This window comes from Acinetobacter sp. 70_2 (assembly GCF_056736115.1).
This window is the reverse complement of record NZ_JBWZIP010000015.1, coordinates 1,203,401-1,218,262: the sequence shown is the minus strand read 5'-3', so window position 1 is coordinate 1,218,262 and position 14,862 is coordinate 1,203,401. Positions and strand designations below refer to the sequence as shown.

General features: G+C 33.0%; 18 protein-coding genes and 1 pseudogene. 6 read left to right on the top strand and 13 right to left on the bottom strand.

Going from position 1 to position 14,862, the window contains the following annotated elements:
• Positions 1–72: 72 nt before the first annotated feature.
• The gene (locus tag AC1PJ9_RS14795; protein ID WP_311087704.1) at positions 73–900 is read left to right on the top strand and encodes an RsiV family protein; all 828 of its coding nucleotides are present in this window, start codon (positions 73–75) and stop codon (positions 898–900) included.
• Positions 901–996: 96 nt separating this feature from the next.
• Complete coding sequence (locus tag AC1PJ9_RS14790) at positions 997–1,413, top strand: hypothetical protein (protein WP_086496229.1); 417 nt, start codon at positions 997–999, stop codon at positions 1,411–1,413.
• A 290-nt stretch (positions 1,414–1,703) separates the two neighbouring features.
• On the opposite strand, the gene AC1PJ9_RS14785 is transcribed toward AC1PJ9_RS14790, so the two are convergent.
• Complete coding sequence (locus AC1PJ9_RS14785) at positions 1,704–2,867, bottom strand: multidrug effflux MFS transporter (RefSeq protein ID WP_311088059.1); 1,164 nt, start codon at positions 2,865–2,867, stop codon at positions 1,704–1,706.
• A 78-nt stretch (positions 2,868–2,945) separates the two neighbouring features.
• Between AC1PJ9_RS14785 and AC1PJ9_RS14780 the strand changes: the two are divergent.
• From AC1PJ9_RS14780 to AC1PJ9_RS14770, 3 genes and pseudogenes are all read left to right on the top strand, one after another.
• Positions 2,946–3,729, top strand: a pseudogene (locus AC1PJ9_RS14780) (AraC family transcriptional regulator).
• A gap of 261 nt (positions 3,730–3,990) precedes the next feature.
• Positions 3,991–4,440, top strand: coding sequence for a DUF6097 family protein (locus AC1PJ9_RS14775; protein WP_311087703.1), 450 nt, complete (start codon positions 3,991–3,993; stop codon positions 4,438–4,440).
• A gap of 275 nt (positions 4,441–4,715) precedes the next feature.
• A complete protein-coding gene (locus AC1PJ9_RS14770) occupies positions 4,716–5,150 on the top strand; it encodes a VOC family protein (protein ID WP_311087702.1) in 435 nt (144 codons plus the stop codon).
• Between the two features lie 40 nt (positions 5,151–5,190).
• On the opposite strand, the gene AC1PJ9_RS14765 is transcribed toward AC1PJ9_RS14770, so the two are convergent.
• Positions 5,191–5,454 (bottom strand): hypothetical protein, encoded by a 264-nt coding sequence (locus tag AC1PJ9_RS14765; RefSeq protein ID WP_013197966.1) that lies wholly within the window; start codon positions 5,452–5,454, stop codon positions 5,191–5,193.
• Positions 5,455–5,683: 229 nt separating this feature from the next.
• On the opposite strand from AC1PJ9_RS14765, the gene AC1PJ9_RS14760 reads away from it, so the two are divergent.
• Positions 5,684–6,127, top strand: a complete 444-nt coding sequence (locus tag AC1PJ9_RS14760; protein ID WP_311087701.1) for a BLUF domain-containing protein — start codon at positions 5,684–5,686, stop codon at positions 6,125–6,127.
• Between the two features lie 136 nt (positions 6,128–6,263).
• On the opposite strand, the gene bla is transcribed toward AC1PJ9_RS14760, so the two are convergent.
• The 11 genes from bla to AC1PJ9_RS14705 all read right to left on the bottom strand — a co-directional run bounded on the left by bla (position 6,264) and on the right by AC1PJ9_RS14705 (position 14,839).
• Entirely contained in the window at positions 6,264–7,118 is an 855-nt protein-coding gene (gene bla / locus AC1PJ9_RS14755) for a putative subclass B3 metallo-beta-lactamase (protein ID WP_134261692.1), read from the bottom strand.
• Between the two features lie 679 nt (positions 7,119–7,797).
• Positions 7,798–8,928 (bottom strand): phage integrase Arm DNA-binding domain-containing protein, encoded by a 1,131-nt coding sequence (locus AC1PJ9_RS14750; RefSeq protein WP_311087700.1) that lies wholly within the window; start codon positions 8,926–8,928, stop codon positions 7,798–7,800.
• A 1-nt stretch (position 8,929) separates the two neighbouring features.
• A complete protein-coding gene (locus AC1PJ9_RS14745) occupies positions 8,930–9,136 on the bottom strand; it encodes a hypothetical protein (RefSeq protein WP_005047321.1) in 207 nt (68 codons plus the stop codon).
• A 9-nt stretch (positions 9,137–9,145) separates the two neighbouring features.
• Positions 9,146–9,289 carry a hypothetical protein gene (locus AC1PJ9_RS14740; RefSeq protein ID WP_002045195.1) on the bottom strand — a complete coding sequence of 48 codons (144 nt, stop codon included), beginning with the start codon at positions 9,287–9,289 and terminating at the stop codon, positions 9,146–9,148.
• Between the two features lie 196 nt (positions 9,290–9,485).
• On the bottom strand, positions 9,486–10,556 hold the full coding sequence (locus AC1PJ9_RS14735) for an ATP-binding protein (RefSeq protein WP_311087698.1): 1,071 nt from the start codon (positions 10,554–10,556) through the stop codon (positions 9,486–9,488).
• Positions 10,557–10,568: 12 nt separating this feature from the next.
• A complete protein-coding gene (locus tag AC1PJ9_RS14730; RefSeq protein ID WP_311087697.1) occupies positions 10,569–10,898 on the bottom strand; it encodes a hypothetical protein in 330 nt (109 codons plus the stop codon).
• A gap of 2 nt (positions 10,899–10,900) precedes the next feature.
• Positions 10,901–11,161 carry a hypothetical protein gene (locus tag AC1PJ9_RS14725; protein WP_311087696.1) on the bottom strand — a complete coding sequence of 87 codons (261 nt, stop codon included), beginning with the start codon at positions 11,159–11,161 and terminating at the stop codon, positions 10,901–10,903.
• Between the two features lie 2 nt (positions 11,162–11,163).
• Complete coding sequence (locus AC1PJ9_RS14720; protein ID WP_311087695.1) at positions 11,164–11,352, bottom strand: hypothetical protein; 189 nt, start codon at positions 11,350–11,352, stop codon at positions 11,164–11,166.
• A gap of 151 nt (positions 11,353–11,503) precedes the next feature.
• Entirely contained in the window at positions 11,504–13,489 is a 1,986-nt protein-coding gene (locus AC1PJ9_RS14715; RefSeq protein ID WP_311087694.1) for an AAA family ATPase, read from the bottom strand.
• Complete coding sequence (locus AC1PJ9_RS14710; RefSeq protein ID WP_311087693.1) at positions 13,489–13,941, bottom strand: hypothetical protein; 453 nt, start codon at positions 13,939–13,941, stop codon at positions 13,489–13,491. Before AC1PJ9_RS14710 ends, AC1PJ9_RS14715 begins: the two co-directional genes overlap by 1 nt.
• Positions 13,934–14,839: a hypothetical protein gene (locus AC1PJ9_RS14705; RefSeq protein ID WP_311087692.1), complete on the bottom strand. Its 906-nt coding sequence runs from the start codon at positions 14,837–14,839 to the stop codon at positions 13,934–13,936. The genes AC1PJ9_RS14710 and AC1PJ9_RS14705 overlap by 8 nt, the downstream gene beginning before the upstream one ends.
• Positions 14,840–14,862 lie beyond the last annotated feature (23 nt).

Here is a 14,862-nt window from a genome sequence, read left to right as displayed (position 1 = left end):
AAATATTTGTGAAGTTTAAATTCTTTAGAACTTAATTTAAAAGATAAATGAAATTGTGCAAAGGTAAAATTGATGAATAAAAATGTTCTTGGCTTAGTGTTGATACCATTTATATTTAGTGGTTGCGTCAAAAAAGCAGAAGAAAAAACTACAGATAAAGTAGAAAATACAGCAATCACAAACGTGAAAGAACTGCCTCCAAAAGAAGAGAATGCTATTCCTGCCATGATAGCGCGCAATTTTGTTGTGAAGTTTGAACAGCCCAAAATTTGTGGGCATAATCCAGATGTAGAGGGGATTGTATGTACTTCTAAAGAAGCTATTGCACTTAAAAGTAATATTAATTGGATTGATGAAATAATTGATAAAGAAATCCGAAAGGATTATGCAGATGCTTTTACCCCTCCATCAGAAAAGCAAAAGCAATTAAATCAAACCCAAGCTGAAGGTCTTAATAATTGGTCAGATAGTGTAGTTTATCGCTTTAATGGACAGTTTGGTCAATATGTGCAAATTTCAAAAGTTAGCTCGGAATATTCTGGTGGAGCACATGGCATATCCACTTTTGAAGATTATGTTTTTGATTTAAAAAGTAAAGAACGGATTAGATTAAAAGATATTGTAGTCACTGGAAAAATGAATGCACTTAAAGACGAATTATGGAAACAATACGAATATTGGTGTCAAGAAAAAGATATGGAACCCTATATTAGTAAAGAAGACTTTAAAGTAAGTGAAAATTTCTATATTAACCAATCAGGTGGGATTACATTTGATTTTCAGATTTACGAGTTAGCTCCATATGTCTTAGGTCCCGTGAGTTTAGAGCTACATGATACAGACCAATTGATAAAAACTGAGTTTTTACCACCAAGGCCTGCTTTAAAAACTGAAGTGTAGAGTTCATAATAGTTTGTAAATTGATTAAACCACCTTCGGGTGGTTTTTTAATGCATGAGATGTTAAATTCCACCTCTAACAATATTGGGTAATATCATGAAAAAGATATTTTTTTTAGGATTAGTTTTAAGCTTAACTGGGTGTTCAACAGCTCCAGTTGTTTCAAATATTGCAAAATCAGTACCTAATGAAAGAATTTACAATCAAAAGTATTTAAAGAAACAGACCCCTGAACAAGCAAAAGTTACTTTTTTAAGAGATAAAGGTTTTTTAGGCTCTGGTTGTACTCATGATATTTATGTTAATAATGAAAAGGTATTTTCAATTCGCTCAAATGAAATCGCTACAATTTATCTTGAGCCTAAATATTATATTTTTAGATTAGAAACAGGTGCAGGAATGTGCCCGAATATTGCAACTTCTCAAGAAACGGAAGTCAAACCTGGAGCGGAGATCGAATATCGAATCTTACTTCCATCTGACTTTAACTTAAGACTAACTCGAATGAAGTAAGAGATTAAAAATTTCTACACCAATGAGTTGATTAAAATTAATGTTCATTAAGTTTTGATTAAACCCACTCATTGTTAAGTGGGTTTTTTCTTAATTGAACTAAGAATTATTAATTGCTTTAAAATTATTCTTTATGCAATTGAAGCCGTTCTTAGAAGCATTACCCTTAATATAAGAAATTTTAGATCCATATTTTTCATTTAGCTAAACTTACCAATGGTAGAAATAATAAACCTCTGAAGTAAATTGAAAATATGATTTATCTTACAACAGTTAAAACTTATAGTTAGCTAGTTATATTGGTCATACTTTAGTCTTGTTTTAAGAATTAAGGCTACCGATGCACAGACTGTAAGAACAAGGCCTAACTGTTGTACTAGCCCAGCAAGTCCAAGCATACAACCCAACAGTAAATAATACGTTAAGCCGAATAACGCACCAGCTTTTCCTGCTTGTTCTCGATAATGACGCAGTGCCTGACTAAGTATGTTTGGGATGGCAATACCATAGGCTAGAACGACGCCAGCCATCGGAATCAAGATCCATACGGTTGTTTGTAATATCCAAGCAATCATGCTTGATAACATTGTGATGTAACAAGCATGTCTTACCAATATTTCTGGTTCTATATTTGAGGCAAGTAGCTTTCGATTTAGTAAACTACCCATAAGAGAAGAGATTGCTAATAATAATCCTGTCCAGCCAAATTTTTCTGAACTCCAGCCAAGTTGTTTAAAAAGAAATGGGGCAAGGCTGTAATAACTGAAAATCATTGTATTAAACAAGGCAATTAGCATGGCATTTTGCCAAAGCGAATTATCAAGGAACATACGGGCAGCTAATGTTCGTATGCGAGTGTGAGTTATTGGGTGAGACTGAGTTTCAGGAAGAAAAGCAGCACTTAGTATTAACAAGAGTATGGCAAGTAAAAACAAGGCAATAAATACGCCTATATAACCCCAATGACTTACTAACCATCCTCCACTTATTAGACCAAAAACCGGGCTTATAGCTAGTGCGGCTCCCATAAGGGAAAATACACTTGCTAGTTTTGTCGATTCATAACTGTCCCGAAGCATGGTTTGTACTACAACAGACCCAGCGGCAGCGCCAAAAGCTGAAATCATACGTGCGAATAACAAAAATTTGAAATTTACTGTTGTAATAGCTAATAGTGTCCCAGCCCCATAACAGATAAGTCCTAACATCATGGCAGAGCGGCGACCAATTTGATCACTTAACCATCCCCATAACCCTACACCTATAGCAAAAGCGATGAAATAAACTGAAAGCGTCTGAGCTGCTTGTTTACTATTAACTGCAAATGAGTGGGAAATGTAAGGTAGTGCAGGGCTGTATATAGTTTCAACTAGTTGAGGGAACATTATCAGAAGTGTTAAAAGCCACAAGGGTGGACGATGTATGGCATTCATAAAATGTCTTAATAAATGAATATTAAAGGTTATTATTCTTGAAAGATAAAAGTCTGATTATCATAATAAGGACTGAATATATTAATTATTGGACAGATTTTGAAAATTGCATCAGATAGTATTTTTGATCCAGATATTTTCGCTGATCCAGTGATTGGTATTGCATCAGATATAGGAAAACATGATTCTGGTAAGCATTGTCATCTTCGTCATCAGTTACTTTTTTCGGCTGCTGGTAGTATCACAATAGAAATAGATAAAATGACTTTTTTACTTCCACCACGACGTGCTGCATGGATTCCTGCAGGCATAACTCATCGAGCGATCATGCGTGGTGTAATGGCTTACCGCTCACTGTATTTTTTACCAACATCAAATTTATCTCAGTTGCCAGTACAGATTGTTGAAGTCAATCCATTATTTTTTGAAGTAATTGAAAGAATGGCATTTTGGCCATGGGGAATGCAGGCTGAACAACAAGCAAGTTTAATTACTGTTTTGTGAAGAGATATGTGCTGCACGAAGTGAAAATTGGCAATTAATGTATCCATCAGATGCTCGTCTAGAATCTTGGTTAGAGCACGTCCGTATGGGAGAACTACCTCCACGTTTAGGTCAGCTGGCTCAGCTAGTAGGTGCTTGCGAACGTACTATTAGCCGAATATTCATTCGTGATACAGGAATGAATTATCAGAACTGGAGACAACAATGGAGATTATTAAGAGCAATAGAAATGCTATCTGAAGGTATACAAATAAGTGAGGTGGCGCAACAACTGGAGTTTATCAGTGATAGTGCATTTATCGTTTTTTTCCGTCAACATACAGGTACTACTCCAGTCCGTTATCTACAGAATATTTTTAGCGAAAGCTTGTATAAATAAAATTTTCTCTATCGGTAATATTAGAGTTAATCTAAAAACAATTACTAAAATGACTCTCTTTTACTTCTCTAATTTAATACAAGTTCTTCATAAAAATTGATCTTATTAAAATTACTGGAAACAGGAAAGTGTTTAGAAAATTTAAAGTACCTTCTGGATTTTTTATTCAAGTTAATTTATTACTTTTATGTTAAAAAGCCGTTTCTCATATAGAATTTCTACTAAAATCCCTATTTTTTACTGATTGCATTATGGTTATTTATGGGAAATTTAAGAATTTTAGGTGAATCTCTGGAAAATGCGGAAATATTAAAAGACATTCAATATCATATTAAAGATAGGAGATTACCTATCTCTTTAAAAGATGATTTAAACAAACAAGTTATTGAGATTGAAAAATATTTTGGTGAGGATGACTTTGAGAAACTGGAAGTTAAGAAAAAGAAAATTAACATCTGGACAGGAATTCTTGCAGTTCCTATCTTAATTTATTGTATTGCCTTGTTTTTAAGTCGATATGTACATAATTTTGGAATTAATATTGATGTAGATATGATGAATCATATGTTATTTGAAAATATATTGAAGTACATATGGGCTATTATTCTTTATGCTGCAGTATTTTTTGGATTAATTTTTTACTTTTATTTAATGAATAATCAAAGCAAAAAATTAATTGAAAAGAATGTTGAGAAGCTTCTGAGTAAATAAATTTTAGAACATTTAAGCCTCGCATTGGCGAGGTTTTTTTTGTCGGCATATTTAAACATTCTCTGGCAATTTTTTCTAAAATTTCTTCTAAAAGAAATAGTAATGATCATTTTTAAAAATCAGAAAATAAATTATGTATGATTGACGTGATGATAGTGATAAGAGGATCCTTAAAATATTTAGGCATAAATTAGCAAGAAAATAATTAATGTTTAAAAAATGAATTATTTCAAGTATAAAAGAATCTATTACTTTATAAAAATGAGTTATTAAAAATGTCTCCTATCAAAGTACTTTTTGTTGCTGGATTTGGACCAATTACAAGAGTTAATGAAGAGAGTAAAGCACTCTATCAAGACACATTAAACCTTCCAATAAAAGCGATGGAAGGTAATGAATCTTATATGAGTACAGAAGATGGCGAGCTGGGCGGTGTAAAACACTTTGCATTGTGGCCATTACATCAAGCAGCAGAGTCCTGCTTTGGTCGAAAAGAATGGTCCGAGGAGTTTACTGTTCCTCAAAGTTGGATTGAGTTTGAAGTTGAGGATATTAATCAAGCTTCAGCTCATATGATTTCTAAAGGATATCAACTACTGGTAAATAATCGTTTAGAACCATGGGGGCAGTCAGTTACTCGCTTTTTAAGTCCTGAAGGAGTACTTACAGGGTTAACAGTTACGCCATGGCTACGTACCGCAAATGAATAAATTAGTAATTTTATCTAAAACATAATAGAAAAATGTTTACTCAGGAATACCGTAGTTTGGTTTTCTTTGTCAGAATCTTGATAATCTTAAAGACCTGATTATTCAGTCTTATTTTTTGATGAACGGTGGCATTGTCAAGTTGATCCCATAGTTCAAATGGGAAAAACTCTGAACTATGATCAAATACCCATAACCATTGGTAACTATGAGTCAGTGTATTACTATCAAAACGAACATCTTGAACTTTGACAATCTTAAATTGTTTATGATGTTCGTCTTGAAGAGTGATTTCATGGTTCTCCATTAGACATCCACAAATTAAAGACAGTTTTAATTTTACTAAAATTAAAAGTATCTGTTTAGTTGATTAAGTTGGCATTCATTTACAAAAGATTTCTGCTTGTTAAAGTTTGTCATTTTCAAAATGTTAATAATCTTTACTTTTGAAATACAAGGTTTTAAGTAGGTTGCATTGTAAGGATAGTATGTAAGTGTCAGAATGCACCATTGACATTTACCTTCGAGTTATCGCTATGAGTTTAATAGGCTTTATGTATGCAAGTAAAACCAATAGTGAACATAGTCAAATAAAACAAGATTTAATTGATATTCTTACAGAAGCTGTCAAATTTAATTCTAAAAATGACATTACTGGTGTGCTTTACTATGGTAATGGGTACTTCTTACAATACTTAGAAGGAGAGAAAGAACAAGTTGAGGCGCTGTTCTATAAATCAATTTTGAAAGATTCGAGGCATCAAAACTGCGAGATCATCTTTTTGGAACCATCTGAACAACGGTTATTTAAACATTGGAGTATGAAATTTGCTCCTATCAATACAAAAATAAAAGATTTCTTTTTTCATCATCATATTGATGAATTTAATCCATATTTGCTTAACACTACATCAATTCCATCTTTTATTGAATTACTTGTAGATCAACCCAATTTGAAAGCGGATCAATATCAAGTTTAACCAATATTATAATTTTTGATTAGATATAACTTGAACAGGAAAATAGTAAAGGGCGATTATATTACAGCTTCTAAAAAAGCCCTGCATGATCAGGGCTTTTAAATTTTTATCAAATATAAATATGACAACTTAATGTTTATGGATGACTACTAACTAGTGATTTTTCAAACGCCATTTCCGCATCTTTTACAATACTAGAAAGTTTTTCTGGTTGAATAAATGCATTGGTTTGTCCAGCATCTTTACGCGCCTTATTGCCCAAGACATCTGCAACTTCTGGATGGCTAGTAAGCACAATATCTGCCTTCATATTTTTCAAACGCTCAAAACTCTTACGATAATCTGCAACAATATTTGGATACTGATGATTATTTTGTAAAACATTACCAGCTACAGAGAGACTGCAAGGGAAAACAACAGTTAGGTTCTTACCGTTAGATTTAATTTCAGTTGACCAAGTTGTACAACCCGGAGTATGGCCCGGGGTAAGAGTAGCTTTAAGTTTTAATTTCCCTAGTTTAACTACTTCTCCATCGTGAATGACTTTATCAACTTTAACTGGAGTAAAAGGAATAGTTTGGAAGGTGTTTTCACCTATAGGTTTTCCTATTTCTAAAGCCTTAACATCCTGCTGCATTGCAATTAATTTAGCACCAGTATCTTGTTTAATGCGTGCAAGTGCACCTACATGGTCCCAATGAGCATGGCTCGTAACCATAATTTTTACATCTGATAACTTAAAACCTAATTGTTTAATGTTCTGCTCTATTTGCTCTGTATTTTCTGGAAGGCCCGTATCTATCAATAGGGCTTGGTGACCAGAAGCTAACAAATAAGCTGCAAGACCATGAGTACCTACATAGTATATATTTTCAGTAATTTGAAATGGCTGAGTATTTTGAGTCCAGTCATCGGGTAACTTTAATGGTGCAGCTGAGGTAGATAAAGAAGTCAACAATATACTTCCTATAAACAACATCTTTTTCTTCATCTTTATTGGACTCGTAGGTTGATCGCAGTAATTAAAGTTTTATATTTTAACGCCTTTGCCATGATTAGACCCTAATCTATTGATGAAAAATCTAATTATTCGCATAAAAAATTTCTGCTTAATTGTTAATGTAAAGGATGGAATGTATTTAGTAATGAGAAGTTAACCTCCTTAATATTCATTAAGTTAATTTAATGATGTAATTAAACTAATTTAAAAAATATATTATTTAATTATCTTTATTAAATAATATAGAGATATTAATTTAATTTACTCAATAATTAATAAGTTTTATTAAAAAATAATGGTTTCTAAAATAGTTGTATTTTACCACTCAATCAATGTAAATTACTGTAATTTATTGCTATTTTAAAAATTAAATAAATTAGATTGTTTTTAAATATTTTAGTGATATTTTATTTTTAAGCTCATTTACCTATTACCACTCATAGATACTGTGATTTTTATCATTTTAGGTTTGGGATAACCTAAATATCTTTTGGTAATTTTATTGAACCTAGTATTTATTCTTTAGGGAGAAGTTATATCTAGCATTTATTTTAAGCCCATTGATTTTAATACATTTTATTATATTTTTTATTTTAATTATTATAGAACTTTTCGAACATATAGAATTATTAGAAAACAATAACTTAAGAAAGGGTTTTGCAACCCAATCTTATGTCACTTCGGCAAATGGTAATTTAATACCTACATCTACATCATTCCATATAATTTCATGTCCAGCTTCATAATGTTCAGTCATTTTTTTACTCGTATGTCCAGCTAATGCCTGAGCAGATTTACCCGCTTTTTTATGCAAGAAAATAGCGAGTGCTCTAATTTCGTGGAAGGTCGGTAATTGTCTACCTGTTAAATTTGGATATGCATTTGACTTCTTAACTGCTTTTAAAAAGCTAGATGATAAATACTGATTATCAACTTGGGTCCAATGTTCTTTTTCATATTTTCTCTTTTTACCCTCTTTCACAGGAACCCGGTGAATAATGAAGGGACTATCAATTTTATCCTTACAGCGATTTAAAACTTGCTGCAGTTCATTATCAATTTTAATCCTCACATAACCGGCACCTTCAGAAATCTCAAACTCATCTTCAGGGTTATCAGTAGTTTTTTCCTGAGCAACGTGCAAGTAGCCATCTTGAATATCGGTCCACTTCATTTTCAGGATATCAACTCGTCTCTGTGTGGTTAGTAAGGCTAAATCAATCGCATTTTGAAGCCATGTAGGAGAGTGCTTACGAACAAGCTCTAAACCTTCCAATGTATGTCTTCTACGTTGCCGTTTTATATGTTTAGGCATCGTCGCTTCAATTGGATTATCTGGACATAAGCCCTTACTCACAGCAACATTGAATAAATCAATTAAAACTCCACGGCACCCGTTGCTGGAGGATGCTGTCATATCATCTAGAAGTTGATTGGCCATAAAAAGAGTAATCTGGTCTATTCGTAAATCACCCCATTTAAGTTTGCATCTTTCCAGATAAGATCTATAACTTTCAATTGTTGTGCTGGCTACTGGTTTGCCATCTTTACGTCGTTTATTCGCTAGATAGTCATCTGCAAATTCACCAAAAAATACTCCACCCATGACTTTACCAATTAGGTCATCTGAAGGAATGAGTAATTCATTTAATTTTCGAGCTGCTGTAATCGCTTTTGATTTATCTAAACCCATTGCATGGAACTTACCCGTTACAGGGTGACGGTAGCGCCACGCACTACCTTGGCCACGGTAAAGATTAGCGGGTAAGTCTTTGTTCTTTGTATTACGAGGCCTTGCCATCTCAACCTCTTAACACTCGGTCTACGAGTTCATTACCGGTACGTTTTCGGTAAATTTCCCAATCTATGTACCAAATTCGGCCAATTTGTTCGGCCGGTAATTCACCACGTCGGCAACTACGGGTAATGGTTTGCGGGGCTGGAGGTGTTGCATCCTTGCCGCCGTAAACCCTTTTAATAAACTCAGATACTTTGATTAGACAAGCCATAGGTCTTCCTTACTTTCTCCAAGTTGCTTCTTTAAATTTCGCCTCATCAACTAAGTTGTCGATTTGAGACGGGTTCACATTGTCGTAGTAATGGTTCATTAGGTTGCCGAACACAATTAGAGTTCGGGCTGAGGATGAATAACGGAAGCTCATAGTTAGTCCTCCATGGCATCAAAAGCCTGTTTACGGGCAGAAGCCTGATTCTTGAGTAAAGAGATATGAGCATCCTTTATCAGCTCATTGCTCTGCATAACACGTTGTTTAGCGTGGAGGGCAGAGGTCGCTTCAATGCGACCTCTAAGAGTGCCGTTGCCGTGTAATTTAGCAACATACCTAAAGATATAGGTATTTAAGCGCTCCAACCCTCCATGTCCTTTTTTGCGGTGCAGGCGTTAAGTATGTTCTGTTCGTATTTGGTCCCTTTGAAGTAATTTGCTGAGTAGTCCAAATCATTAGGTGACTGAGCGGCTTCGATGTGTTTAAGCGCTATTTGATATTCGCTTTCTAAAGTCTTTTCTTGCTGTTCAATCAGTCGCTGCTCATTTGCTTGCTGAGCTTGTTGTGTCTGCTGAATGATTTTTTTAATACCTTCACATGTCTCTTCAAACACTTGTTGTTTCACATCATGCAAGCTATTAAGGCTCCGCTTTTGACAGAACTTCTCAATATCAATACCAGCCTGCAGCATCAAATGCTCAAGCTCTATAAACTGGTTTCCAGTGATACATGCGTTAGCAGATCCAGAGAGTAGCCATTGTTTTAGTAAAACACCGTCATGTTCACTTAACTGGCGTGGTTCTAAAAATAGACGTGAACGGTCTTTAGTTGCTACAGCAATGTTGTCATGAGTGAGATCAAGAACAGTCGTAAATTCATATTCGATACCATCACGCTGTTCAGCCTTCATACCAACTTTTTCAACTTTCTTTTTGCCGTTGTCGTTGGTTTGAACTGTTTCCATTTTTGAACGCATGGTCACAATGATGTTGATACTAGATCGAAGCATTGCATCAATAAATTTGCGGTGACGCGGAGTAACCTGACTCCACGCACCCCACGAGTTACCTTTGAAAGGGCCAGCAGCTAGTTGATCAACAATTTCAAGACATCCACCTACACCAGACCATTCATGTGTAATGCTGTCTAAAATTAGAGTATCGAAGTTTGCATTTTCAGCAGCCTTAATGACCTCAATAAACTTCTCAGGTGTGTAGGGCGGTTGAATATTTGCATGTTCAAACTCAACCAGATCTTCATATAGTTCAGCGCTACTATTTTCAGTATCTGCAACAGCAATACGACCACCAATACCTTTAGCTAAAACTAATGCTGTGTATGTTTTACCTGAACCAGTCGGGCCCGCAATAGCCAAGCGTAGTTTTGCGTTTTTACGTTCTGCTTTTTTAAAGAAAACTGACATATTCAAAATTTCCTATCGACTGCCCGTAAAGCCGCGCTTGTTCTTATAAGCTTTGCGGTCATATGAAGGGATGTTGCTAAGTTGTAAGGCAACTGCTAATGCTTTTTTACGTTGGAAGCTAATCTCATTCATTAAGGTTGCATAAACCTTAGGGCGATTCGTTTTAAAGTCTTCAACATTTAAAGGAGTCTTCACTTCACCTTTTACGGTGTACAGCACACTGCCGTTTGCATTAGCTGCATATACAGTCCAGCCGATACGCACAGTGTAAAGACCAGTTAAGCGGTCATGACCGATATAGGCTTTTATGCCATCTGGATGCAGTTTGAATTGAGCATTCATGATTAAGCTGCTCCCTTTGGTTCTTCATAGATCCAAACTTTAGGATTGCTATCAAACTTTGCAGAAAATACACCTGTACCTTTAGTGCGAATAATTACACCTAGATCATAGGCACACTGTTTTTCAGTAATTTGGTGGCCTTTAGCCGCCATGCGATTTACAACTTGCCATGTGTACGGTTGTTTGCCTTCTTTATTAATTTCGATAACAGTGTGCAAAACTGCTTGTTGGCGTTCAGATAGGTTTAATGCTGAGTTAGTCATGATCAGCCTCCCATAATCCAAGATGCTGCAGTTACAGCAATTACCCAAAGAATGAATGAAAGGGCAATGAATATAAGGAAGTCGATAACGTTCGCTTTAATTGTGGCGAAACGAGAAGGGCGCTGTTCTTCAACAGTAGGGTGTTGATATAGGCGTGATGTGGTTTGACTAGGAATAGGGTTTTGTTTCATACTTACCTCGCAGTTTTGCAAAAGCACCCAGAAGTTCGAAGGTCGGGGTGCTTTTTTGTTGTCTACGAGATAAATATTACCAAAAAGGTAATTTATTGCAAGTTTATATTACCTTTTATTTTTGGAATCTGAATCCATGCCTCTTTATTAGTTACTGTAGGATGAACTCATTATCATTAAAGTAAATAAGGTTAATATTCTCGAAATCAATTAGGTTGGCTTCTTTAAAATTTTCAAAGCTTGTTGTAAAAATTGCTTGTCCTGACTGATTGAAAGTTAACGCAGTATTCATAATTAGATCATATAAGCTTTGAGCTTTCGCTTCGTGTTGTCGAGGTTCATCAAAAACTATAAATCCACAATGTTGCACATTTACTTTTACATCTTGTGCTAATTCTAAAATAGCTAATGTGTATGCCCAAATGATACGGATATAGTCACTAGCAGATGTTTCAGCAATGATGTCATAACCATTTTGTTCAGGGCGATAAGTTAATCTTGAAATAGTAATTTGATTTATAGAAGATTCCGTAAAACCAAATTTGTTTAAATTCTTCTGCATAATCGTTTCTAATTTTGTGAGGACTTCCTCTGCTTTTGTTTTTTGGCTTTTAGAGAGGAGTTGAGTTAAAGCATTATTGGTAGATTGCCACTTTAATTGATTTTTATTTAAATTCTCTTCTAATTCCTTTACTTTTTCTAAAAATATTTGTATTTCATTAAGTTTTTGTTCTTTTTCAATCTTTTGTCTAATATTGTGGCGCATTTCACTATATGAAGCATTAGAGTCATTTTCTAGGTTATATAATTTTTGCTGATTTAATTTTAAATTATTATTTAATTTTAATATAGATTTCTCTTGTTCAGAAATTTCATTTAAATGTTTATTTTTTATATTTTTAAAGAAAATCCATTGCTCATTTAGGAAGTCAATATTTTCTTGTAAAGACATAGGCTTAGTCTGGGTGGAATGATCAATATGTAAATTATCATTTAAATTAGAATTACAAATTGGACACTTCTCAATTTTTAAGTCACCGATATTTTCTGATCCTAAGTCTGATAGTAATTTTAATTGTTTATATTTTTCTAAATCAGAATAAATTATATCAATTTTTTTATTAAGGTCATAAACGACAATTTGTAGCTGTTGTTTATGATTTTCTAAGTTTGATAAAGTATCACTTTGTTTAGTTATTATAGATTTATAGTTTAAAATTTCTTCATCAAAGTTTGTGGAAATTGAAGCTTCTAGATTATTTAAGTCTTGAATTAATGCAAGTTTAAAATTATGAATACTTATAGCAGCATCTATATCAGAAGCGTAGAATTCTAAAGGAAAAACTTGGTTTCCAATTTTATTTAACCCTGAAAAATTAATATTTGAAATTTCACATAAACTTTGAATATTTTTGTTTATAAACTCCCATTGTTGGCTTAAATTATCAATGATTTGTCTATAACTATTGATTTTATTTTCTGTTTCAAAATCTGATATATCAAGCACATATTCAATAGCTGACCTTTTAACATTTTTAATTCCATAATTATTTGGAACATTTGCTTGTATTTCAGACCATCCACGCTTTTGCTCGATAAAAAATAAGGGAAATATAGTTTCCAAATATAGTTTTGTTTTTCCTCCCGTTAAGTTTGGCACGAAAGGTAAGTCCCACATCATAAATTTTTCTAACCAGTTATGGAAACCATATTCAGATTTTGATGATCCAAGACTGCCATAATGATCTAAAAAATAGTCTTGAGTTTCATTATTTTCGTTAACGGAAATAAATTTACTATCACCTCTTATATATCTTTTTAATAGAACCTTTTTACCTATATTATTTTTTATGGTTAGTTCAACATGAGAAGAAGAGACATTGTAAACTTTTCCATTATCCTTAGAATCAAGAATGTATTCATAAAGAGATTTAGGAAAAGGTTTACTTTTTAGAGGGCCTAAAATTGACTCAAGACCCATTGCATAGGCAATAGCATTTACACATGTTGACTTACCTGAAGTATTTTCAGCTCTAATTACATTAAGGCCTTTAGAAAAGGGTATTTCTGTTTGAAATATCTTTTGTTCATGTGTATTAACTACTATTTTTAAACGTATAATTTCTAAAGCTAACATTATATTTTTCCTATGATCTTATCTATATTTTTTTGGGTTAGTTTGTACCCAAAATTATTCATAAAATCTATTTCATCTTTAAATAAATTATTTTCAAAAATTAAATTATATAAATGTTCAGACTTATCTGTTAAATAAATTCGTTCGTCATGACTTAATTTTATTAATTTTTTATTAAAAGCTAATTCAATTGCTACATAGTTAGCTTGGTCAGATGAAATAAAAGGTGTTGGAGCATTTTTTTCTATAAGAAAACGCTCAAAAATATATCTATTTTGATGCTTAATAGTCATCCATAGTAAAATATTTAACTTTTTTAAATCAATAGAGCGATTTTTTAAGTGCATATTTTTAACTATAATTATAACTAGGCACATTCTCCATAAAGGCCGCATTTCAATAGCTAAGGGGTATGGTTTGTTTCTAAAAGAAACTTTTATTTTTTTATTCATTTATAAAATCCATATTGCACTCAGCTATCCACTTTGAAATATAGCCATATGCTAATTGATTCAAATTGGATCTTGAGAGTATTTCATTAAAAGTTATTTGTATTTCTTCTTCATTTTGTTCTTTAACTTTTTTTATAAAATCTAAATCTGGTTCTAAACCCTCTATATCAATTAGATCTTGCATTTTTTCAAGTAGCATTCTACCGCATTCTTCTACCTGATAATATGTATCCGGATAGTTCATACGAAGTTCCTCTAAAAAGCTAAGCATACTTAAATATTTTGAAGACATACTTTTTGCAAATCTAGAGGGATTGCTAGAAATAATTGATGATTTTCTTTTAATATTCTGATCAAGTTTAGTCTCTTGTAGATGTATGAAATCATTATCTTCTGGAGTTTTTATTGGGACATGTATAGAACAATCTTGATATTTTAAAGCATATTTAAATGCTTCTGGATATGAATGGGGTGTTTCAATTTTTACTTCAAACTTATTTTTATCAATAAATGATATATTTTGATCAATCGTAATTTTTTTATATTTATTACAATAGCTAAGGAGCTCTTTTGATCTTTTTTCAGGAATAAGAAGTACCCACTGATGGATTTTTACACCATCTAACCAATCGGCAATTTTATCTTCATATTTGGATAGTTTTTTTAAATCCTCCCTAATTTTTTCTTGTACATGTTTTTTAAATTCTGGCATGGAGAACTTTACATCTGGAAAGTAACATTGAAAAATACTTCCCTCAGAAGTATAAAATTCAATTCCACAATCCCCCTGATCATCAGCAGGTACATTGGTAAAATATCTCTGAGTATAATGTGATCTGATTACAATTTCACAGAATTTTTCCCATTGGATTCCGTCATAATCTAAAAAGTAGCTCATTCTCTCACTCAAAAATTATATTT